The organism is Variovorax paradoxus (genome assembly GCA_016806145.1).
Classification (GTDB): Bacteria; Pseudomonadota; Gammaproteobacteria; order Burkholderiales; family Burkholderiaceae_C; genus Variovorax.
Genome location: CP063166.1, coordinates 2,562,243 through 2,581,248 on the forward strand (window position 1 = coordinate 2,562,243; position 19,006 = coordinate 2,581,248).

Consider the following 19,006-nt stretch of genomic DNA (forward strand, 5'->3'; position numbering starts at 1 on the left):
AGCAGGCCGGCGCCCGCGGACCGACAATCGCTTCCCATGAACGCCACGCCGCCCAAGCCACGCCCGATACGCACCGCCGCCTCGCTGATCCTGCTGCGCGACGGGCCCGACGGCCTCGAGGTGCTGATGCTGCGCCGGGCCGACAAGCCCGACGACCAGAACAGCGGCGCCAGCGTGTTCCCGGGCGGCGTGGTCGACGCGCACGACCGCGAGCTGCACACACGCTGTGCCGGGCTCGACGACGCGGCAGCGAGCGCGCGGCTCGCGCTGCCCGCGGGCGGCCTCGATTACTACGCCGCCGCGGTGCGCGAATGCTTCGAGGAGGCCGGCGTGCTGTTCGCGAGCGACGCCGACGGCGCACTGGTCGCGCTCGAGCGCGTCGATCCGGAGCGGCTGGCTGCGATGCGCGCCGCCGTGGCCGACAGCACCGAGGCGCTGCTCGCGCTGTGCGACGCCCAGGGCTGGCGGCTCGCGGTCGACCAGCTCGCCTATTTCAGCCATTGGCTCACGCCGCCCGGCATGCCGCGGCGCTTCGACACGCGCTTCTTCGTCGCGGCCATCCCCCCGGGGCAGGAGGTGCAGGTCGACGGCTTCGAGATCGTCGAGCACCGCTGGCTGCCGCCGGCCGAGGCCGCGAGCCCGGCGCTCGGGCTCAAGCTGATGAACGTGACGCGGCGCGTGCTGCTGGAGCTCGCGGGCTTCGCCTCGGTGGCCGATTGCCTCGCGCAGGCGCGCGCCCGTGCGCGCGTGCGTCTCAACATGCCGCGGCTGGCCGACGGACCCGAAGGCCGGCGGCCGGTGAACGTGGACGAGGCGCCCTACGACGAGGTGGCGCTGGTCGATCCCGATGGGCTGGGCGGCGGGCGCTATGCGCACGAGGCGGGGCTTTCGATGCGGCTGTCGGCGCGCGTGTGGCGCGTAACGGGCGGCGATGGAACGCACAGCCATTTCGTCGGTGGCGACGAAGGCTGGGCGCTGATCGATCCGGTGCCGGGAGAGGCGCTGCGCGCCGCGGCGCCGGGGCCCGTGCGCTGGGTGCTGGCCACGCGCGGCGAGGCATCGGCCGCCGGCTGGCCCGAGGCGCGCGCGGTCGCGCCGAAGACCGGGGAGTCGCTGGACCTCGGCGGCGCGACGCTGCGGGTGCTGGACGGCGACGAGGTCGCAGCGCGGCGCTTCCTGCTGGTCGAGGAGCGCCTGCTGTTCTCGGGCAGCGCGCAGGGCGCGGCCGTGGCGTGGCCCGATGTCGCGGCGGTCGAATGGATCGCGCCCGTGCGTGGATTCGTCGTGCGGCACGCGCCCGACTGAGCGCGACCCGCCGTCTCAGGAGCGCGGATCGCCGAGCCGCACCAGGCAGTCGACGATCGCATCCGCCGCCTCGTCCAGCCGCGGACCGGGCCGCATCATCAGGTCGAAGCGTGCCGCCGCGAAGCTGCAGACGCGGCCGCGCTTGATCGCGCTTATCGCCGACCAGCCGGGCCGCGCGGCCATCGCCGACAGCTCGCCGAGCGCCGACACCATCAGCACGTCGGGGTCGGCGCGCACCACGAACTCGGGGCTCATCTTCGGGAACGGCCCCAGCGTGCCGGGCACCGCGTTCGCGAGGCCCAGGCGCGCGAGCGTCTCGCCGATGAAGGAGCTCTCGCTCGCGGCCGCCATGCCGCCATGCACCTCGAAATAGACGCGCCGGCCCTGCCAGCCAGCGGGCACGCGCGCGCGCGCCGCGTCGAGGCCGGCATCGAGCCGGCGCCAGTAGGCCTCGCCCTTGCCGGGCTGGCCGGTGGCGCGCGCCACGGTCTCCATCACGCGGCGCATGTCGGCATGGGTCTTGGCATCGAGCGCCAGCACGCGGATGCCGAGCCGCTCGAGCGGTTCGGCGGCGCGGCTGCGCGGGCGCAGCAGCACCAGGTCGGGCTTGAGCGCGACGATGCGCTCGATGTTCGCGTCGTCGATGCCGCCCACCTGCGGCAGCCGCTGCACCGCCACCGGCCAGTTGGCATGGCGGTCGATGCCCACCAGCCGGTCGCAGGCATCGAGCGCGCAGACGGTCTCGGTCAGCGAAGGCATCAGCGAGACGATGCGCCGCGCGGGCGCCGGCAGCTCGAGCACGCTGCCGCGATCGTCGTCGAGCCGCACGCCCGCATGGACCAGCGCCGGTCCGCCGAGCGCGAAGGCCGCGGCCAGCGAGAGCGCCGAGGCGAAGTGGCGCGCAGGACGCGGGGAGGGCGCGAGGTCGGTGGGCTGGAACATCGGGGCGAAGGAAGGCGGGACTGCGCCGATTGTCGCCGCCGGGCTCAGGGCTCGCCGCGGTTCGCCAGCCGCTCGCGCCGGCGCGCCTCCTCGGCGCGCGCATCGTCGACCGCGCGCAGCACCTCGCCGAGGTCGACCGGCCCGGTGTCGCGCGGCGGCGCGCCGCTCAGCGGGGTCTCGGGCCGCAGCAGGCCGCGCTCGTAGAGATGCCAGATCTCCTCGCCATGGCGCGTCTCGTGCAACTCGGGCGCGAAGCGGCCGAAGAACTCGCGCAGGTTCGCCACGTCGCGCAGCAGCATGCGCTGCGCATGGTTGTTGCCCGCGGCGTCGACGGCCTGCGGCAGGTCGATGATCACCGGGCCCTCCGCGCCGAGCAGCACGTTGAACTCCGAGAGATCGCCGTGCACGATGCCCGCGCACAGCATGCGCATCACCTCGCGCACCAGCGTGGCGTGATGGCGCCGAGCGTCCTCGGGCGTGAACTCGACGTCGTTGAGCCGCGGCGCGGCGGCGCCCTCGGCGTCGGTCACGAGCTCCATCAGCAGCACGCCTTCCCAGAAGCCGAAGGGCTCGGGCACGCGCACGCCCGCGTCGGCGAGCCGGTACAGCGCATCGACCTCGGCGCTCTGCCAGTGGCTCTCGGTCATGCGGCGGCCGAAGCGGGTGCCCTTGGCGACGGCGCGGCGCTCGCGCGAGTTGCGGATCTTGCGGTTCTCGGTGTAGTCCACGGCCTGGCGGAAGGCGCGCTTGTCGGCCTCCTTGTAGACCTTGGCGCAACGGGCTTCGTCGCCGCTGTGCACGACGTAGACCATCGCCTCCTTGCCACTCATGAGCTGGCGGCTGACGCCGTCGATCAGGCCTTCGTCGACCAGGGGTTGGAGCCGGGGCGGAATCTTCACGGGGCCACCTCCCTTCTTTCGAGGGGAGGGACGACGGCGATGCGGACGGTCGAGGGAAAAACCAAACGATGCCGCGCGTGCGCGGCTGCTGCATCGGGCATGGGTGTGGGCACCTTGATTCGAAAACGAAAGACCGGGCGCCGCACGCGATGGCGCGCGCGGCGGGCTTGGCGAATCTCGGGCGGGGCGGCCTTGCGTGCAGCGGGAGGGCTGCGCCGCTCAGCGCGGCGAAGGCATCAGCGGCGTGCGCGCGATGCGATCGAGCGGCCGGGCACCGAGACGGTGGTGGGGGCAAGGACTGGCTTGTTCATTGCGTACCTCCTGTGGTGCGTGGTTGTCGAGGGATGCGAATGTAGTCGCATGCGCGCGAACTGTGAAGCACGTCGTTCGCGCGAGGGCGGCGTTGTGTTCGGCGCGCGACAGCGCCAGCTATCGCACGTGGCTTAAGGATTCGACAAGGAATGCAGGGCGCAGGGCCTCGAAAGCATCGTCTTCGCAGCAGGCAATTGCTAAACTGGCTGCGACAAGAAGATGCATGAGGAAGCACCCTTGCGTGCCACTTCTCCCGATCCGATCCGCATTGCTTTCGAGATCTTTTCAAATGACGCCTGAACAACGACTGGACCTGTGGCTCTCCGAGGAACGCGAGGTAGTCGAACTGCTTAATTCGGGTCCCGGTGTCGGTGTGGCACGGCCCGCGCAGCTCGTCGGCAAGAGCGGCCTCGAAGTGATGCACGCGATGATGAACGGCCAGCTTCCCTATGCGGAGTTCGCCCGGCACCTGACCTTCTATGCCATCGCCGCGCATCAGGGTTCGGCCGTGTTCCAGGGCACGCCGCAGCGTGAATACCTCAATCCCATGGGCACCATCCACGGTGGCTGGATGACCTCGATCCTCGATTCGGCGCTGGGCTGCGCGGTGCTCTCGTCGCTGCCGCCGGGGCAGGTCTACACCACCGCCGGACTCGAGACCCGCTACGTGAAGGCCCTCACGCTCGACGTGCGGCGCGTGCGCGCCGAGGCCACGGTCACGCGCATCGAAGGCCGCACGGCACTGGCCGAAGCCAACCTGGTGGGGCCGGACGGCACGCTGTATGCCAAGGCCACCACCGAGTGCCGGCTGTTCGACATGCGCGCGCCGGCGCAGGCACAGGCACCCGCCGTGGCGGCGCGGCCGTCGACATCGGCCACGTCCTAGCAGCGGATCGCCCTTCGGGGCGATTCGCTTTTGGGGGCCGGCCTTTTCAGGACCACATCTTGCGCAGCACCGCCGAGAGTCCCGAGCCGGCGATCAGCGCGATGAAGAAGCGCATCCAGCCGGCCTTGCGCTGGTAGATGTTGGCGACCCAGATCGCGCCCGTCATGAGGCCGATCAGCCAGGCATCGCGCAGCGACAGCAGGAAGCCCAGCACGTAGGTGCCCTGGATCGCGATGCTGACCCACAGGCCCAGCAGCGACAGCGTGCTGCGTGGCTTCGCGGTCTGCGGGGCCGCGGCGGGCTCGGCTGTGCGCGGCGGTGCCTGCTCGACCCGCTGCGGCTCCTCCTGCGCGCGCTGGCGTTCGCGTTCGGCCTCGCGCTTCGCCTTCTTCTCGGCCGCGATCTGCTCGGGCGTTTTCTCGAGCACCGGTTCGGGCGCGCGCGCGGGCTGCCACCACGTGGGCAGGGGCGCGAGCCCGGCGGCCGACTGCCGGCGGAAGTGACCCGCGGGCAGCGGCGCGCGGGCCGGCGTCGCGGCCGTCGCGGGCGCCGATGCATGCTTCGCGGCCAGCGCCTTCACGCGCCGCAGGTAGGGCTCGGCGCGCGCGGGGTCGGCCATCGCGATGAAGTTCGCATAGCCGCGCAGCGCGGCGACCAGGTCGTGCTGGCCGTTCCAGTGCAGGCCCTGCGGGCCGTGGCGCTCGGCCTGGTGCAGCACGGCGCGAAAGCGCCGCAAGGTGTCGCGGTCGGTCGAGAGCTTGTCGTTGACCACGATGCCGGTCACGTGCTGCTGCTGGTGGCGGCGCATCACCTGCTGCTTGTCGGGATGCACCACGAAGCCTTCGCTGGCCACGATCTGCTTGGCGCGCCACAGGAGCTTGCCGACGTCGCGGCCATGTTCGGCATCGGCCGAGAAGCTCAGGTCGTCGGCATAGCGCGTGTAGCGAAAGCCCAGCCTGGCGGCGCAGGCGGCCAGCCGCGCGTCGAGCCGGCGGCACAGCACGTTGGTGAGCATCGGGCTGGTGGGCGCGCCCTGCGGCAGCACGCGCTCGCCGCGCGCGACGACGTAGCGTTCGCCATCGAGCTCGACCTCGTCGGTCGGCGCCTCGGTCGCGAGCAGCGCGAACAGGGTCGCGACCTGCGGCGAGTAGCCGAGCTGGCGGAACACGCCGCGCACGCGGCGCAGGCCGATCGAGGGAAAGAAGTCCTGGAGGTCGAGGTTGACCACCACCGCCTGCCCCACGTGCGGCGCGGCGTTGCTGAGGATCGAGCGGCCCGGCAGGAAGCCGTGCACGGCTTCGTGCACCGGCACCTTGGCCAGCACGTTGTCGAGCACCCAGTACTGGGCGCGCTTGAGCCGCGGCATCGGCGCCGAGATCCGGCGTTCGCCGCCGGTCTTCTTGGGCACGGTGAAGCGCTGGTAGTGGCTCACGCGCGCGACCTCGCGGTGCCAGGCCAGGAAGCGCAGTTCCCCGAGTTCCAGGCCCATGGCGCGCGCGAGGTCGGTGGCGTCGTGCAGCGCCGGCAGCGCATGGCGCGCGAGCGACTGTTCGTCGCTGCGCGCCTCGTTGAGCCCGCCCGAGACGCCTTCGCCCAGGTACAGCAGCTCGCGCTGGCGCCGGCCGTGCCAGTCGAGCGCGCGCGCATGGCGCTGTTGCGCGAGGCGCTGGCGCGTTTCCTCGCGGCGTTCGCGCGCCCGCGCCATGCGCTCCTTGCGCATCGATTTGAGCGCGGTCTCGCGGTCCTCGATGCCGCGCAGCTCGTCGCCGAGATCGCGCAGCGCGGTCTGCAGTTCGCCCTCGCGGCGGATCAGTTGCGCCTCGACCGTGGGCTGCGCCGTGTCGCGCGGCCAGAAGCCCAGGCGCTGCATCTCCTCGAGCACGACCTCCTGCTTGGAGCTCGCGCGGATGCGTTCGTAGAGCTGCTCGCGCGTGAGTGCCGAATCGGGTACGGAGGAGGGAGAGGGTGGGGTCATGGGCGGTGTGCGCCGCATGGACCGATGCACTGGAAGAAAAAGATGCGAACGGGACGGGAATCTCGTCGAAGAGCCTGAGGACTGGACAGCTCCACTCGACGCCGTACGCGCATGGTGGCGCGATGAGCTTCGAAGAAGCCGCACCGTCATCGCGCCACCATGCGCGTACGGCACAGTGAAGAGATGTCCAGTGAAGCCTGGGAAGTGCTGAGATCGAGGATGGCGATGCGCCATCCGGATTGCAAGAGCCTTCCCGCCCCGTTCGCAAAACCAGTGTATCAGCCGATGCTTGCAGTCCTTTCTTCCGAGTCGGTCGCGGGCGTCGGTGCGCCCGCGGTGGTGCCAAGCGCCAGCGCGGCCGAGGCCGTGGCCAGGCGCAGCGCAAGCATGTGTTCGCACGGCCCCTTCGTCATGCGCAGGCGGATGAAGTGGTCGCACTGGCATTCGCCGGTGGCCACGCGCTGGTCGGCATCGAGCTGCAGCCGCACCTGGTACTGGCGCGAGGACTTGGTGCCGCACAGGCCGCTGAGCAGCAGGCCGCCGTCGGCCCGGGCCTCGACCTTCGTGTCCTTCAGGCGGCCGGCCTGCACCAGTTCGGCGGCGGCCGCTTCCTCGGGGCTGGCATGGCGCAGCCGTTCCATCGGCAGCGGCTCGCGGCTGAGCTCGCGCAGGCGCCACACGCCGTGCGCGATGTCGTACACCACGCGCCCGGCCTGCACATAGCCGCCGAGCGCCGACTCGACCTTGAGCGGCGAGAGCCCGGTGGCCGCGGCCAGTTCGGCGGTGGTGGCGCGCCAGCGTTCGCCCAGCGCCGCGAACACGCGCAGCAGGCTGTCCTGGTCGACGTCATGGCGCGGCTGCAGCAGCTCGAAGTGGCCGTTGCGCGACCAGTCGTTGGCGGTCCAGCCCGACAGGCCCAGCGTGAATTCCATGTCGGGCAGCCGCGCGACCCAGAAGCTCGGCATGCCGGTGCCCAGCAGGTGCACCGTGAAGCCCTGCGCCACCGGCACCAGCCGCTCGAGCTGCAGCAGCCGGCGCCGGCCCCAGACGCGGATGTCGATGTCGGTGGGCGCGTCGTGCGAGGAACGCGGGCACACCAGTTCGTGGCCCCAGGGCTCGAACAGGATGCGTACCGGCTGCCCGGGCCGCAGGATGAAGCGCAGCGAGCGCGGGCCCGCGCGCTCCTTGCGGCGGCGCAGCACCAGGCAGATGTTGTGCACGTCCATCGGATGCAGCTGCAGCCGGTGCGCGGGCAACAGCATTGCGCTGCTGACCTGCAGGAAGCCGCGCACCCAGCTGTCGGGCACTTCGATCTTGGGCTCGTGGAAGGCCGGGTCGTTGCCGCTCTGCACCTGGAAGCCGCCGGGATCGATCGCCAGCCGCGTGGCCTTGTAGTCGCGGATCTTCTGGAACTCGTCGTAGAGCGACTCGGAGTAGTCGACGTTGGTGGTGCCGAAGGCATGGTCGCTCACGCGGTCGAAGACCTCGTGGCCGCAGGAGAACATGCCGTAGCTCGACTCGTCCTGGCTGAAGCACTCGAAGAACACGCGGTCGGGATGCACGGTGATCACCGGGTCGAGCACGAACCAGGCTTCGCGGTTGACCTTGTAGAGGTGGTCGAAGTAGCGCTTCTGCGCCTTGTAGAAGGGCTGCAGCATGGCCGACTTGCGCTGGCGCAGCACGTCGAGCTCCTCGCGCAGCGGCGCCATGCGGGCCTTGAGCTCGTCGCTGCGCGCCATGTACTGCGCGAGCAGCTCGCCTTCCTGGCTCGCGAGCCATTCGAGGTAGGCGCTCTTGTCGCGCGGCTGGAAGCGCAGGTCGCCCACCACCACGTCGTGCAGCGCCGACATGCCTTCGCGAAACGGCAGGTGCCGGTTGACCTCGCCGATGAAGTGCACGGGCGCGCGCAGGGTGTCGGGCGCGAACTGCAGCGCGGTGCTGGTGGGCGTCTGCTGCGCGCCCGAGTGGCCGAAATAGCGGTACTGGAACTTCATGCGGCGGTACCTCCGGCGACGGCGGCCCGGCGCGGCGCGACGGCGCGCACGGGCGCGGCCTGCAGCGGGTTCTCGAGCGCCGGATAGCGTTGCTGGATGCTGCGCAGGCCGGCCACGTAGCGGGCGCGCTCGGTGATGGCGCCGCTCACGGCCTGGCGCGCGAACACGCGCGCGACGATGCGCGCCGCCGCCTCGGACTGCTCGGCCTGCGCGGCGAGGAACTCGCTCACGCGCGCCTTGGCGAGCCGGCCGCGGTTGGCCTGCGACAGCACGGTGAGGAAGTAGGGCTCGAGCCGCGCCAGCACCTCGGGCTTGCCGCCCGCGGCGGCCGCCAGCCAGTTGGTCACGAACAGCTGCATGCCGCTCGAGGGATGCTGGCTCAGCTGCAGCATGTAGGTGGTGACGTCGGTGAGTTCGAAGTGCGCCGTCAGCAGCTCGCGGCCCAGGCGCTGGGCGCCGGGATCCTTGTGGTCGCACAGGCGCACCAGCAGCGCGGGCGTCCATTGCGGCGACTGGCCTTGCGATGCGAACCACTCGCGCGCCCAGGCGAGCGCATCGTCCCAGCGACTGTCGAAGATGCGCAGCGCATCGTCGAGCTGCGCGAGCGTGCGCTCGGGCCGCGCGGCGAGCTGCTCGCAGGCCCATTGCCGCGCGGCTGCGGCATCGACCAGCCCCAGGCTCGCGGTCTGCAGCACGTCGAAGGCCTCGGCCGGCTGCTGCGGCAGCAGCCAGGCGCCCAGCCGTTGCGCGCCCTTGCTGCGCGCCTCGAGCAGCCGCACGGTGGTGGCGCTGTCGCCCGCGCGCGTGTGCGCGGCCAGCGGGCCGCACAGCCACTGCAGCAGCGAATCGAACACGCCCTCGGCCGCTTCGGTGCGGAACAGCTCGTCGCGCAGCATCGGCATCAGCGCCGCGCCGAAGTCCGGATGGCCGGGCAGCAGCTGCGCGAGCTTGGGCGCGACCGCGCTGCGCACGCGCGGCATCGGGCTGGCGCAGAACACGGCGAACAGCGCCGGCTGCGCGAGCAGCGTGTCGTCGGGCAGCGCGGTGAACAGGCGCACGCCGGCGCCGCGCAGCCGCTCGTCGTCCGACTGCAGCAGCCGCGTCAGCACCTCGATCGGCAGGCCTTGAACGGATGCCGGATGCAGCAGCAGCCACTCGGCCGCGAGCGCGACCACGTCGGGGCTCGCATGGTCGAACAGGGCCAGCAGTTCGGCCAGCGGCGCCTTCGAGCCGGCTTCGCGCAGCGGGTTCTGCAGCGCCCATTGCAGGTTCTCGCAGATGGCGGCGAGTTCGGGTGCCTGCGCATCGCAGCGCGCGAGCCAGTCGAGCAGCGCGGTACACAGCGCGTCGAAGCTGTCCGCCGTCTCTGGCTGGCCCACCGCGGCCTGCAGCAGCAGGCGCGAGGCGCGGCGCACCTCGGCGTCGGCCGAGACCAGCAGGCGCAGCAGCAGCTCGACGTCGCGGCTGTAGCGCGCCGGGTCCTCGGCGATCAGGTCGAGTGCATGGCGGCGTGCTTCGTCCAGTGGCGAATCGATCAGCGGCACGAGCCAGGGGCCGGCGGGCTCGCCGGCCTCGATGCGCTCGCGCACCAGCGTCAACGCGAAGCGCGCCGTGTCGTTCCAGGCGCTCGCGAGCAGCTCGCGCAGCACGGCGCCATCGAGTGCTTGGCAGAAGGCGCGGTTGTCCTGCAGCGCGCGCGCCGCGAAGGCATGCACGCCGGCGCAGCGCGACTGCCGCATCAGCTGCAGCAGCGCCTCCGGATGGCGGTCCCAGCGCTCGGGCCAGGCCTCGCCGCGTTGCGCGCGGTGCTCGGCCGGCGGCGTCTCGCGGCGCCAGTAGAGGCCACCGGCCAGCGCAGTCCATTCGGGGTCATGGCGATGCAGCAGCTGCATCACGACCAGCCAGCGGCTGTAGGGGCCGCTGTGCCAGACGCGCGTCTCGCGGTTCCAGCCTGCATCCTCATGGCGCGCCGCGACGGCCGCGTCCGCATCGTCGGCCGCGAGCAGCACGCCCATCGCGAGCCGCAGCCAGTCGCGCTCGTCGGCCGCGCCGCGCAGCGCGAGCCGGCGCAAGGTGCGCCAGGTGCGGCGGCGCAGGTAGTCGTGCGTGCGCTGGCTCAGCGCGAGCCGGCTGTCGGGGCGCACGATCTCCTTCGCGATGTCGACGTAGCGGCCGTTGAGCATGGCCCATTGGCTGGTGCCGCGAAAACCCGCGCGCTGCGTTTCGAGGCGCTGGTTCAGCAGGCCCAGCAGGCGGTAGTCGCCCGCGAACTCGGCACCCTTGTAGAGCCGGCGCCAGGCGCGGAAGCTGCGCGCGGCCAGCGAGAGCTGCTGCGCCACGTCGTGCAGCGCACTGCGCGCCAGGCCGGCGGGCTGGTCCTCGTCGAGGCCTTCGAGCAGCGCGAGTTCGAACAGCTGCTGTGTCCAGTCGGTGTGCGCGAGGCTCTGCCAGTGCGCGGGGTCGGCGAGCCGTTCGCGCAGCAGCGCGGCGGGCTCGGCCACCGGAACGACCTGCGCCTCGGTCCAGGCGCGGCGCAGCGAGCCGGGCCAGTCGTCGACGATGCGCTCGGCTTCCGCGGCGCGACGTTCGGCGGGCCACAGCGCGAGCGCGGCCCAGCGCGCGATGCGCGTCACTTTGGGGTCGGTCGCGCGGCGCGAGAGCTCGAGCATTGCCTCGAAGGCGCCCGTGTCGCCGCAGCGGCCGATGGCCCAGGCGATGCAGTAGTCGAGCATCGCGTCGCCGGTCTCGATCAGCTCGACCAGCCGCGGCACCGCCTGCGCGAGCCGGCGTTCGCCGAGGCGCCACACGGTGCGGCTGCGGCGCAGCGGCGGTAGCAGGCGCCAGGCATCGGGCGCGATGCGCTCGAGCAGGATGGTGTCGGCCGGCGAAAGAGAAGCGGCGGCGGCGATGGGCGCGGCCGGTGCCGATGCAACGATGGGCGCACCTTCGAGCGCGAGGCCGCGCGAGAGCTGCGCGGCGAGCGCATCGCCGAACACCGCCATCGCCTTGTCGAGCGCGAGCGGCGAGGGTGTCAGCACGGTCTCGCGCCACTGCAGTCCGTCGCGGCTGCTGCTCAGGTGCACCACGTGCCCGGCGTCGGCGGGCAGCTCGAACAGTTCGATGGTGACGTGTTCCGTGACCGTCGATGTCCCCGGTCTCGTTCGTGTGAGTTTCTCGGATCGAATGCGCTTCACGCGGAGGCCTCCCTGCCTTCGGTTGAATGCCCCGATCCTGCAGTGTGGCCGGTCGGGGCAGCCGCCTATCTTAGGCCCTGATACTGCACGCTTCGATGACGCGCGGATGAGCGCCGGCTCACCACGCCATCTGCCGCCACGGGCTGTGCTCGTGCGAGAGCAGGTGGGCGGTGGCGCGCTGGAAGGTGTCGGTGTCCTCGGCGATGCGGTCGAGATCGTGGGTGGCGAGCCAGAACGCGCGCCCGACCACGAAGCTGTCGCCGAAGTCGCGCCACGACTGGTAGGCGGGCTGCGCGAGGCGCGCCGCGCTCGCGATCGCGTTCCACGACTCCTCGGCGCGCAGCAGCCGCGCATCCTGGATCAGCCGGTGCATCTGCACCAGTCGGCCCATGTCCCAGGCCATGATGCTCGCGGGCAGCGGCCGCGGCAGCTTGTCGAACAGGCCTTCCTCGGCGGCCTCGTGCCAACTTTCGTAGTAGTCGCGCGTTCTCTCGAGATCGAGGCCGCGTCCCACCGCTTCGCCGGGCAGTGCCGCGAGGTTGGCTTGCGCCACCGCCGCCGCATCGCTTCGGCTGCCGCGGTGCAGGCGCTCGACGCGCGGATTCACCACCGCGTAGTGCGCGCGGTGGCCCTGCGAGAGCAGCGACTCGGTGACCTCGCGCGCGCTGCTGGCGTTGGTGACGCCCCAGGCCGAGGCCAGCAGCGCCACGGCGGTGGCGCGGTCCGATTCGGTGGTGAGCGCGTTGATCGGCAGGTAGGACTCGGCCGCGTAGACCGCGCCGAGCGCGAGGCCGCGATGCTGCGCCGGCGTCAGCGGCGTGCTGTCCTCGAGCCGGTTGAAACTGAATGAAAAAAGCTTGCGGACCTTGTCCAGAAATCCCATGGCGCCGTCCCCTTGTGTTCGCCTGTGCGGGCGTAGGCTAGGTGCGCCGGGCGCGCGGCGCCAGTGCCTAAAGTCATTGGGCGACATCGCGTGTGGTGTGTAGCATCGCAGCGTCGTGCCATGCCACGGCGCCGTTCGTTCCATCGCATCCGCCGCCATGTCCAGCACCGAATCGCTTTCGCAATCCAGCTTCCTCTACTTCACCGGCCAGGGCTCCGACAAGGTCTACCAGGTCCACCTGCGGCCGAAGGACGAGGGCTGGGTGGTCGACTACGGCAACGGCCGGCGCGGTGGCACGCTCGCCACCGGCACCAAGACCAGCAGCCCGGTCGGCTACGAGGCCGCGCTCAAGATCTACCAGAAGGTGGTGAAGGAGAAGACCGGCAAGGGCTACACCACCGATGCATCGGGCGCGCTCTACACCGCTTCCGAATTCGCGGGCCGCATGAGTGGCGAGCTGCCGCAGCTGCCCACCCTGATCGCCGAGACGCAGCTCACGCGCTACCTCGACGACCCCGGCTGGGGCCTGCAGGAAAAGGCCGATGGCGAGAACCGCATGCTGGTGATCGAGGAGGACGCGGTGCGCGGCACCAACCGCCGCGGCCTGTTCGTCGACATACCGCAGGCCTGGGTCGCGACCGCCGCGCTGCCGGCCGGCCGCGCGGTGATCGCGGGCGAGCACGTGGGCGATGGCTTCCTGGCCTTCGACCTGCTCGAGGCCGCCGGCGAGGACCTGCGCGCGCAGGCCTTCGTCGAACGCTTCCGGCGGCTCGAGGCCTTCGCGAGCGCCTTGCCATGGATGGCCGTGCTGCCGCTCGAGACCGAGGCCTCGGCCAAGCACCGGCGCGCGGCCGAGTTGCGCGCGGCGCATGGCGAGGGCTTCGTGCTCAAGGCGCTGGCCGCGCCCTTCGCCGCGGGGCGCAGCAATGCGAGCCTCAAGTTCAAGTTCCAGCAGAGCGCGACCTGCGAGGTGCTGCGCGTCAATGCGCAACGCTCGGTGGCCGTGGGCCTGCGCGACGAGGCCGGCGTGCTGGTCGATCTGGGCAACGTCACCGTGCCGCCGAACGAAGCGCTGCCCGCGCCCGGCACACTGGTCGAGGTGCGCTATCTCTATCGCTATGCGGGCGGCAGCTTCGAGCAGCCGGTCTATCGCGGGCAGCGGCCCGACATGGCGGCCGAAGATGCACTGCTCGCGCAGGTCACGCGCATCAAGGAACGCAGTGCCGTCGCGGAAGAAGAGCGCGACGACGGGAGCGACGTCGCGTGAGGGGCCCGCACCGCTTCGCCTGCGGCCTGGCCATGATCGTCGCGCTCGCGGGCTGCGAGCGGCCGGAGCCGCCGCCACCGCTGAGCAAGGAGGCACAGATCACGCGCGATGCGCCGCCCGAGCTGATGTTCCGCGGCACCTTTGCCGGGCGGCCGATCCACCTGGTCGTGAACGACTGCGAGGTCTACAGCGTGCGCAGCCTCGAGGGCGGCGAGGTCGAATGGACCTCGGTGCTCAAGCCCGAGTTCTATCCCTTCTTCAGCGTCTGCCAGCGCCAGCACCTGGAGCTCAAGGGCGACGTGCTGACGGCCCAACTGGGCCGCATGGCGATCGGTGCCGGCGGTTGCTGCGCCACCGGCGGCACCTACCGCTCCACCGACGGCATCGCCTGGAAGCGGACCGGGTACTGACACCCGGCACTCGCGACGCGGCTCAGGCCACGACGATGCGGCCGGGATCCGCCGAGCGCAGGATCTCCGCGCGGTCGCCGGTGGGCGGATAGATCCACTCGGTGTTGATCTGGTGCTTGAGGGCTTTCGCCTCGGCACCTTCCATCTTCACTTCGCGCGACCAGCCTTCGGTGTACACGGCGCCCCAGGGACCGAGGTCCAGGCAGGTCACGTACTTCGGCTGCGAATAGGCGATCTTGGGCAGCCCCAGCAGGTCGGCCGCGACGTTGTGGCCGGCCGAGCGGCCCAGCGCCATCGCGTGCTGGCACGACATCATCGCGACATTGCCCTCGTCGTCGGTGGCGGCGCGCGCGGCATCGCCCGTGACGAAGACGTTCGGAACGCCCGGCACCTGCAGGTTGCGGTCGACGAGGATCCGGCCCGCGGCATCGCGCTCGGCGGGGATCTGCTGCGTCAGCGCGGTCGCGCGCATGCCGGCGGTCCAGATCACCGTCGCTGCCTCGATGCGTTCGCCGCCCGAGGTGGTGATTCCCTCGGCGTCGATGCTCTCGACCTCCACGCCCAGCCGCCAGCTGACGCCTTGCGACTTCAGTGCCTTCTCGATCACCGGTCGCGGGCCCGGTCCGAGGTCGGGACCGATCGCATCGGCGCGCTCGACGACGATCACGCGCGGCTCGATGTCGCCGCCCATGATCTCGCGCAGCCGCGCGGGCATCTCGGCCGCGGTCTCGATGCCGGTGAAGCCGCCGCCGACCACGACGATGGTGTTGCGCGCGAGCGAAGAGGGCTGCTGCGCGAGCTTGCGCAGGTGCGCGTCGAGCGCCACGGCGTCCTCGTACTGGTCGACGCTCAGCGCGTGCGCATGCAGGCCCGGCACCGGCGGGCGGAAGAGCTTGCTGCCCGCCGCGAGCACCAGCCTGTCGTAGGCGAGCGTCTGGCGCGCGCCCTCGGCGTCGACCACGTCGACCTCCTGCGCATCGGTGCGGATGTGGTCCACGCGGGCCGCGAGAAAGCGCACGCCGACGGTATCGAACACGGACTGCAGCGGCGCCTTCATCGCCTCCTGCGGCACTTCGTAGAGGCGAGGGCGCACATGCAGCGTGGGCTCGGGCGCGACCAGCAGGATCTCCACGCCGTCGTTCGCATGGCCTGCCATGTCGAGTGCGCGCGCGGCGCTCAAGGCGCTCCACATGCCGGCAAAGCCGGCGCCTACAACCAGGATTCGTTGGGTCATTTTGGATGGTTCGGTTCTTCGAGTTTCATGTCCCGCGGCGCAGCGCGAAGGGTGCGGCGCGCACGGGGTCTTCAAGACGATCCGCTGTGGATCGCTTAACTACGACTATACTGGTCGTAGTAAAAAATTCAATCGCCGATTTCATGAACCGACCTCTCGCCATGCTGGGCGCGTACACGAACATCCTTCGATGCGAGTCCGCGATCGCGACGGGCGACGAGACCTGGCGCGCCATCGCCGCGCTGATGCTGCCGTGCTATCGCAATGCGCTGAAGGTGTTGGCCCAGGGCCTGAGCGCCGATGAGCAGCGCGCGTTCGAGCGGCTGGTGGTCGATGTCCATGTCGACGGCGAATCCATGCGGGTCGCCGCCAACGACCCTCGTTAGACGCGCGGCATTCGCCCGTGCACATCCGCAACGCCAACCCAAGGAAGACTTCCCATGAAAACCGCATCGCTCGCACTCGCGCTCCTCGTCTTCACCGCCGCGGGGTCCGCCGTCGCGGCACCGCCCGAGCCGCAACGCGAAGTCATCGTTCCGGCCTTCGCCCATGCGATCGCCAACGTGCCCGGCAAGACGCTCACCGCGCTGGTCGTCAGCTACGCACCCGGCGCGAAGACGCCCGCGCATCGCCACGGCCAAGCCTTCGTCGTGGGCTATGTGCTGGAAGGCGCGATCCGCAGCAAGCTCGACAACGGCCAGGAGGTCGTCTACCGCGCGGGCGAGAGCTGGACCGAGCAGCCCGGCGCCCACCACGCGGTGAGCGACAACGCGAGCGCCACCGAGCCCGCGAAGCTGCTCGCGATCTTCGTGGCCGATTCGAAGGAGAAGAACCTGGTCACGCTCGACAAGAAGTGAGCGCTGCGCGAGAGGTGGCTCAGTTACGATCCGCCCCTCCATTCCCACGGGAGCCAGCTTGAGCCACATCAGTGCCGGTGTCGAATACGGACTGCATTGCCTTCTCTATCTGTCGGGGCCTCCCACCGGAGGCACCGAAGCCAGCGTGCGCGACCTCGCCGAGCTCCAGGGCCTGTCGGTGGAGTTCGTGGCCAAGCTCTTCACCAAGCTGCGCAAGGCCGGCCTGACCGAGGCGACCGAAGGAAAGAACGGCGGCTTTCGCCTGGCCAGGCCCGCCGACCGGATCAGCGTGCTCGAGGTGGTGGAAGCCATCGACGGACCGAAGGCGCTGTTCGAGTGCCGCGAGATCCGCGGCCGCTGCGCGGTCTTCGACGGCGAGGCGCCGCGCTGGGCGATGGACGGCGTCTGCTCGATCCACGCCGTGATGCTCGAGGCCGAGGAGCGGATGCGGCAGGTGCTGTCCTCCCAGACGCTGGCCGACCTGGCCCGGCGTGTCGGCGCCAAGGCGCCGCACAGCCATGCGGGCAAGGTCGTGCACTGGATCGAGACGCGCAAGGAACAGGCTTGATGCCTTCCCGCTGAGTCCCCGGAAGAGAACCGGCGACCGAAGCCAGGCCCCCGCGAAAACGCGCTCCCCGCGCGCCGCACCGTGCCGCACAATGCGGCCGACACGCCCCCAAGATCTAGGAGACACCCCGTGGGAGAACTTCTCTCGCTCCTGCGCTTCAGCGCCGGCTCGGGCCATATCTGGCTGGACGAGCAGCGCATGCTGCTCCTGCATGCGCGCGCCTTCGCCGAGCTGCGCAAGGAACTGCTCGACTCGCTCGGCATCGAGCGCGCGCGCGGCCTGCTGGTGCGCATGGGCTTCGCGTCGGGCCTGCGCGACGGCGAGGTGGCGGTGCGCGAGCGCCGCGCCGGCATGCGCGCCGAAGACGCCTTCATGCTCGGGCCGCGCCTGCATTCCATCGAGGGCATCGTCTCGGTGCAGAAGACGCAGCTCGAGTTCGACATCGCGACCAGGCAGTTCTACGGCGAGTTCCTCTGGGAGAACTCGTGGGAGTGCGAGGCCCACGTGGCCGACTTCGGCTATGGCGAGGACCCGCAGTGCTGGTCGCAGATCGGCTATGCCTCCGGCTACACCACAGCCTTCATGGGGCGCATGGTGGTGTTCAAGGAGGTCGAGTGCACGAGCATGGGCGACAGCCGTTGCCGCATCGTCGGCCAGCCGGCCGAGGACTGGCACGACGACCACTACCTCGACTACTTCCGCCAGCACCACGTGGCCGAGAACCTGATCGAGTTCAACCTCGGGCTGCAGCACATCCGCCGGCTGCAGCCGCGGCGCGAGTACGACCAGAAGCTGGTCGGCGTGTCGCCGGGCTTCCGTGCCGCCTTCGAGCTGATGCGCAGCGCGGTCGACAGCGCGATCACGGTGCTGCTGCTCGGCGAGACCGGCGTGGGCAAGGAGGTGTTCGCGCGCTGGCTGCACGACAACGGCCCGCGCGCGCGCCAGCCCTTCATCGCGGTGAACTGCGCCGCGATCCCGGCCGAGCTGATGGAGGCCGAGCTGTTCGGCGTGGAGAAGGGCGCCTACACCGGCGCCCACCATGCGCGCGCCGGCCGCTTCGAGCGCGCGCATGGCGGCACGCTGTTCCTCGACGAGGTCGGCGACCTGCCGCTGGCCGCGCAGGTCAAGCTGCTGCGCGTGCTGCAGACCGGCGAGGTCGAGCGCCTGGGCGCCGAGCAACCGATCAAGGTCGACGTGCGCATCGTCGCCGCCACCAACGTCAACCTGCAGCAGGCGATGCAGGCCGGGCGCTTTCGCACCGACCTGTTCTACCGTCTCAACACCTTCCCGATCTCGATCCCGCCGCTGCGCGAGCGCACGGCCGACATCCCGGCGCTGGTGACGCGCTTCGTCGAGAAGTACAGCGCGCTCTACGGCAAGAAGCTGCGCGGCCTGACCGACAAGGCCGCGCGCGACGTGCAGAAGCACGCCTGGCCCGGCAACATCCGCGAGCTCGAGAACGTGATCGAGCGCGCCGTGCTGCTGGCGCCCGACCATGGCGACATCGAGGCCAGCCACCTGTGGATGTCGCCTCCCGGCATGCCCGACGGCAGCGGGCTCGATGCCAAGGGCCAGGTCGGCGCGCCGGCCGAGGCCGCGGGCGAGGGCAGCGAGCTCGACGCGCTGTGCCAGCGCGTGCTCGAGCAGAACATCGACATCGCCTCGCTCGAGCGGCGCCTGATGCAGACCGCGATGCAGCGCGCCAAGGGCAATCTCTCGCAGGCCGCGCGCCTGCTGGGCATCACGCGGCCGCAGCTGGCCTACCGGCTCAAGAAGGAAGGCCTGCCGGCCTCCTGAGCCGTTCGCGGCGTTTTCACCATTTGATCAAGCTGCACCGCAGCAAATGATCAAACGAGCATCCGGGACTACCCGGTGCTCGCGGCCCGTGGGCATCGCGGGCCTTTGCAAATCAATCACTTAGCCGCGCTGGCACGCCCGTTGCCCTTACAGGCATGGGCGGCGCCGTTGTCGTCCACCAAGTGATGGATTGAACAAGTGATGCCTTCGATGCCTGCGAGCCACCCCAGCGACAGCGCGGCCCGGATGACCGGCCAGCCCTGTTTCGTGCGCGTGACCGGTACCCGCGATGCCCGCTTCGTCGAGTTCGAGTTCGCCATCGGCGACCCCGAGCTCGCGGTCGAGCTGGTGCTGCTGTTCGACCAGTTCCGCGAGTTCTGCACCCGCCACGAGGTGCGCCACCTGACGACCGAGGAGGGCGCGCGCCTGGACTTCGAGCGCATGAAGTGGCGCTTCGGCGCGCCCGGCATCGAGCACTGAAAC

16 protein-coding genes are annotated in these 19,006 nt (G+C 70.9%); 9 read left to right on the forward strand and 7 right to left on the reverse strand.

Features of this window, described 5'->3' with window-relative positions:
- The first annotated feature begins 36 nt into the window (after nt 1-36).
- A complete protein-coding gene (locus INQ48_11760) occupies nt 37-1,305 on the forward strand; it encodes an NUDIX domain-containing protein (GenBank protein ID QRF59843.1) in 1,269 nt (422 codons plus the stop codon).
- A gap of 15 nt (nt 1,306-1,320) precedes the next feature.
- Here INQ48_11760 and INQ48_11765 read toward each other — a convergent pair whose 3' ends face one another.
- Together INQ48_11765 and INQ48_11770 are read right to left on the reverse strand one after the other, a co-directional pair.
- Nucleotides 1,321-2,247, reverse strand: a complete 927-nt coding sequence (locus INQ48_11765; protein QRF59844.1) for an ABC transporter substrate-binding protein — start codon at nt 2,245-2,247, stop codon at nt 1,321-1,323.
- 44 nt (nt 2,248-2,291) lie between these two features.
- Complete coding sequence (locus INQ48_11770) at nt 2,292-3,146, reverse strand: serine protein kinase RIO (protein QRF59845.1); 855 nt, start codon at nt 3,144-3,146, stop codon at nt 2,292-2,294.
- A gap of 601 nt (nt 3,147-3,747) precedes the next feature.
- Between INQ48_11770 and INQ48_11775 the strand changes: the two genes are divergently transcribed.
- Nucleotides 3,748-4,344 carry a PaaI family thioesterase gene (locus INQ48_11775; protein ID QRF59846.1) on the forward strand — a complete coding sequence of 199 codons (597 nt, stop codon included), beginning with the start codon at nt 3,748-3,750 and terminating at the stop codon, nt 4,342-4,344.
- A 46-nt stretch (nt 4,345-4,390) separates the two neighbouring features.
- On the opposite strand, the gene INQ48_11780 is transcribed toward INQ48_11775, so the two are convergent.
- The 4 genes from INQ48_11780 to INQ48_11795 form a co-directional block, all read right to left on the reverse strand.
- Nucleotides 4,391-6,319, reverse strand: a complete 1,929-nt coding sequence (locus INQ48_11780; protein ID QRF59847.1) for an RNA-directed DNA polymerase — start codon at nt 6,317-6,319, stop codon at nt 4,391-4,393.
- Between the two features lie 278 nt (nt 6,320-6,597).
- Nucleotides 6,598-8,313, reverse strand: a complete 1,716-nt coding sequence (locus INQ48_11785) for an SWIM zinc finger family protein (protein QRF59848.1) — start codon at nt 8,311-8,313, stop codon at nt 6,598-6,600.
- A complete protein-coding gene (locus INQ48_11790) occupies nt 8,310-11,507 on the reverse strand; it encodes a hypothetical protein (protein QRF59849.1) in 3,198 nt (1,065 codons plus the stop codon). Before INQ48_11790 ends, INQ48_11785 begins: the two co-directional genes overlap by 4 nt.
- 118 nt (nt 11,508-11,625) lie before the next feature.
- Nucleotides 11,626-12,390 carry a DUF1266 domain-containing protein gene (locus INQ48_11795; protein ID QRF59850.1) on the reverse strand — a complete coding sequence of 255 codons (765 nt, stop codon included), beginning with the start codon at nt 12,388-12,390 and terminating at the stop codon, nt 11,626-11,628.
- Between the two features lie 157 nt (nt 12,391-12,547).
- On the opposite strand from INQ48_11795, the gene INQ48_11800 reads away from it, so the two are divergent.
- Together INQ48_11800 and INQ48_11805 are read left to right on the forward strand one after the other, a co-directional pair.
- On the forward strand, nt 12,548-13,657 hold the full coding sequence (locus INQ48_11800; protein QRF59851.1) for a DNA ligase: 1,110 nt from the start codon (nt 12,548-12,550) through the stop codon (nt 13,655-13,657).
- A 32-nt stretch (nt 13,658-13,689) separates the two neighbouring features.
- Nucleotides 13,690-14,067 (forward strand): hypothetical protein, encoded by a 378-nt coding sequence (locus INQ48_11805; GenBank protein ID QRF60706.1) that lies wholly within the window; start codon nt 13,690-13,692, stop codon nt 14,065-14,067.
- 22 nt (nt 14,068-14,089) lie between these two features.
- Here the strand turns inward: INQ48_11805 and INQ48_11810 are convergent, their stop codons facing one another.
- Nucleotides 14,090-15,301, reverse strand: coding sequence for an NAD(P)/FAD-dependent oxidoreductase (locus INQ48_11810; protein ID QRF59852.1), 1,212 nt, complete (start codon nt 15,299-15,301; stop codon nt 14,090-14,092).
- Between the two features lie 161 nt (nt 15,302-15,462).
- On the opposite strand from INQ48_11810, the gene INQ48_11815 reads away from it, so the two are divergent.
- From INQ48_11815 to INQ48_11835, 5 genes are all read left to right on the forward strand, one after another.
- Nucleotides 15,463-15,687 carry a hypothetical protein gene (locus INQ48_11815; GenBank protein ID QRF59853.1) on the forward strand — a complete coding sequence of 75 codons (225 nt, stop codon included), beginning with the start codon at nt 15,463-15,465 and terminating at the stop codon, nt 15,685-15,687.
- A gap of 54 nt (nt 15,688-15,741) precedes the next feature.
- A complete protein-coding gene (locus tag INQ48_11820) occupies nt 15,742-16,158 on the forward strand; it encodes a cupin domain-containing protein (protein ID QRF59854.1) in 417 nt (138 codons plus the stop codon).
- Nucleotides 16,159-16,216: 58 nt separating this feature from the next.
- On the forward strand, nt 16,217-16,726 hold the full coding sequence (locus INQ48_11825) for an Rrf2 family transcriptional regulator (GenBank protein QRF59855.1): 510 nt from the start codon (nt 16,217-16,219) through the stop codon (nt 16,724-16,726).
- Between the two features lie 129 nt (nt 16,727-16,855).
- Complete coding sequence (locus tag INQ48_11830) at nt 16,856-18,523, forward strand: sigma 54-interacting transcriptional regulator (protein ID QRF59856.1); 1,668 nt, start codon at nt 16,856-16,858, stop codon at nt 18,521-18,523.
- Nucleotides 18,524-18,733: 210 nt separating this feature from the next.
- On the forward strand, nt 18,734-19,003 hold the full coding sequence (locus INQ48_11835) for a phenol hydroxylase (GenBank protein ID QRF60707.1): 270 nt from the start codon (nt 18,734-18,736) through the stop codon (nt 19,001-19,003).
- Nucleotides 19,004-19,006: the final 3 nt, after the last annotated feature.

What these genes read in the sequence shown, in the direction of transcription:
- INQ48_11760 (QRF59843.1), top strand. Translation starts at nt 37, where the DNA reads ATGAACGCCACGCCGCCCAAGCCACGCCCGATACGCACCGCCGCCTCG.
- INQ48_11820 (QRF59854.1), top strand. Translation starts at nt 15,742, where the DNA reads ATGAAAACCGCATCGCTCGCACTCGCGCTCCTCGTCTTCACCGCCGCG.
- INQ48_11775 (QRF59846.1), top strand. Translation starts at nt 3,748, where the DNA reads ATGACGCCTGAACAACGACTGGACCTGTGGCTCTCCGAGGAACGCGAG.
- INQ48_11805 (QRF60706.1), top strand. Translation starts at nt 13,690, where the DNA reads ATGATCGTCGCGCTCGCGGGCTGCGAGCGGCCGGAGCCGCCGCCACCG.
- INQ48_11795 (QRF59850.1), bottom strand. Translation starts at nt 12,390, where the DNA reads ATGGGATTTCTGGACAAGGTCCGCAAGCTTTTTTCATTCAGTTTCAAC.
- INQ48_11765 (QRF59844.1), bottom strand. Translation starts at nt 2,247, where the DNA reads ATGTTCCAGCCCACCGACCTCGCGCCCTCCCCGCGTCCTGCGCGCCAC.
- INQ48_11835 (QRF60707.1), top strand. Translation starts at nt 18,734, where the DNA reads ATGCCTGCGAGCCACCCCAGCGACAGCGCGGCCCGGATGACCGGCCAG.
- INQ48_11810 (QRF59852.1), bottom strand. Translation starts at nt 15,301, where the DNA reads ATGACCCAACGAATCCTGGTTGTAGGCGCCGGCTTTGCCGGCATGTGG.
- INQ48_11785 (QRF59848.1), bottom strand. Translation starts at nt 8,313, where the DNA reads ATGAAGTTCCAGTACCGCTATTTCGGCCACTCGGGCGCGCAGCAGACG.
- INQ48_11800 (QRF59851.1), top strand. Translation starts at nt 12,548, where the DNA reads ATGTCCAGCACCGAATCGCTTTCGCAATCCAGCTTCCTCTACTTCACC.
- INQ48_11780 (QRF59847.1), bottom strand. Translation starts at nt 6,319, where the DNA reads ATGACCCCACCCTCTCCCTCCTCCGTACCCGATTCGGCACTCACGCGC.
- INQ48_11815 (QRF59853.1), top strand. Translation starts at nt 15,463, where the DNA reads ATGCTGGGCGCGTACACGAACATCCTTCGATGCGAGTCCGCGATCGCG.